Source organism: Lactobacillus helveticus DSM 20075 = CGMCC 1.1877 (genome assembly GCF_000160855.1).
Lineage (GTDB): Bacteria > Bacillota > Bacilli > Lactobacillales > Lactobacillaceae > Lactobacillus > Lactobacillus helveticus.
This window is the reverse complement of sequence record NZ_GG700752.1, coordinates 310,044-311,392: the sequence shown is the minus strand read 5'-3', so window position 1 is coordinate 311,392 and position 1,349 is coordinate 310,044. Positions and strand designations below refer to the sequence as shown.

Here is a 1,349-nt window from a genome sequence, read left to right as displayed (position 1 = left end):
TCGAATATAGTTTAGATTATCAGATGTTATTAAGAAGGAAAATAATCATGAAAAAGAATACACTTGTTAAAATTATCGGTTCCATTAGCCTTGTTTCAACTTTAGCATTAACTGGCACTGCAATTACCAGCAATAACGAAAATACAGTAGTTGCAGCTAGTTCTACCATTAAGATTGACCGCACTAAGGCAGTTAAGATTTTTAAGCAAAAATACAAGAGCGCTAAAATCAGCAAAATTTCTTTAGAGCGTGACAATGGTCGGCTACGTTTACGAAGTTGAAGGCTTCACTTCAACTCACGAATACAACGTAGAAATCAATGCTAAGACTGGTAAGATCATCGACCATGAATCAGACCGTTTAGACCACGATGACAAAAAGCATGCAATTAAGTTAACTGGCATTATCTCGCGTGGCAAAGCAAGCAAGATTGCCAACAAAAAGACTCACGGCAAGAGCTCAGAATGGACATTAGAATACAGTAAAAAATACAAGACAACTATTTTGGACGTTAAATCCGGCAACAAGGAAGTTAAGATTAAAGCTACTTCTGGCAAGATTTTAAGCGTTACAAATGATTAAGAAAAATTTAGATTTTTTTCTACTTCTAGCGCTGCCATAGTCGTTAAAGCCGCATCATAATAATTTTTAGTAGGCAACGGCCGTGCAAAAATATATTGTTGCGACATGAATAAATTATCAAATCCTTGATTACGGTTAAAACTTACGGCATTGAAAACTGGAGCACTAAAACTAGCAGATTGGTACTTATTCAAAGGTTTTCCTTTTAAAGTAAAGCCAGCAGTTAAAGTGTTTTGCTTACTAAAGAATTTCATCATTCGTTTTAATGTATTTTTAGCAAGTGGATCATCAGATTGAGCAAGCATCATCGGTACCCGGCATGCATTGGCTAAAAAGTCGCCATCATATTTAGTGGCAACTGCATTAGGTTTTACTGGTTTAGCACTATTTTTACTTACCCATGCAAAATCCGGAACGATGCCACTTTTATGTTGATGACTCAATTGGTTCAGCCGTTTTAGCATCGTATTCTTAATCAAAAGCCACCGCTGATCTCCTGTTTCTTGATAAAAATCATCTTTCCCACTGTTAATGTATTAGTCTGCGGATTATATTCATAACGCAAAATATCATTCATCAATGTCCGAGCTTCATCTTTAAATTGCTCATTGTGCCAGATTTTACTTACTTTAAGCAGAGCTTCCGCAATAAATAAGTCTCCATCTGTTGCACTATTTTTATCGACCTTCCATTTTCCCCGCTTCTCAATCATGCGCCAAGACATTAAGCCAGTCGTTGTTTTCGCAATTCGTTCTCGGTGGGCTAAA

Annotated in this window: 1 protein-coding gene and 2 pseudogenes; 2 read left to right on the top strand and 1 reads right to left on the bottom strand. The window is 36.6% G+C overall.

The window, feature by feature from the left end; genetic code table 11:
* Both HMPREF0518_RS01445 and HMPREF0518_RS01440 read left to right on the top strand, forming a co-directional pair.
* Positions 1-281 (top strand): annotated as a pseudogene (locus HMPREF0518_RS01445) (hypothetical protein); the annotation flags it as partial.
* Entirely contained in the window at positions 256-582 is a 327-nt protein-coding gene (locus tag HMPREF0518_RS01440) for a PepSY domain-containing protein (RefSeq protein WP_003625394.1), read from the top strand. The pseudogene HMPREF0518_RS01445 and the gene HMPREF0518_RS01440, both read left to right, overlap by 26 nt.
* Here HMPREF0518_RS01440 and HMPREF0518_RS09430 read toward each other — a convergent pair.
* Positions 579-1,349, bottom strand: a pseudogene (locus tag HMPREF0518_RS09430) (glycosyl hydrolase family 8); the annotation flags it as partial. The gene HMPREF0518_RS01440 and the pseudogene HMPREF0518_RS09430 overlap by 4 nt on opposite strands.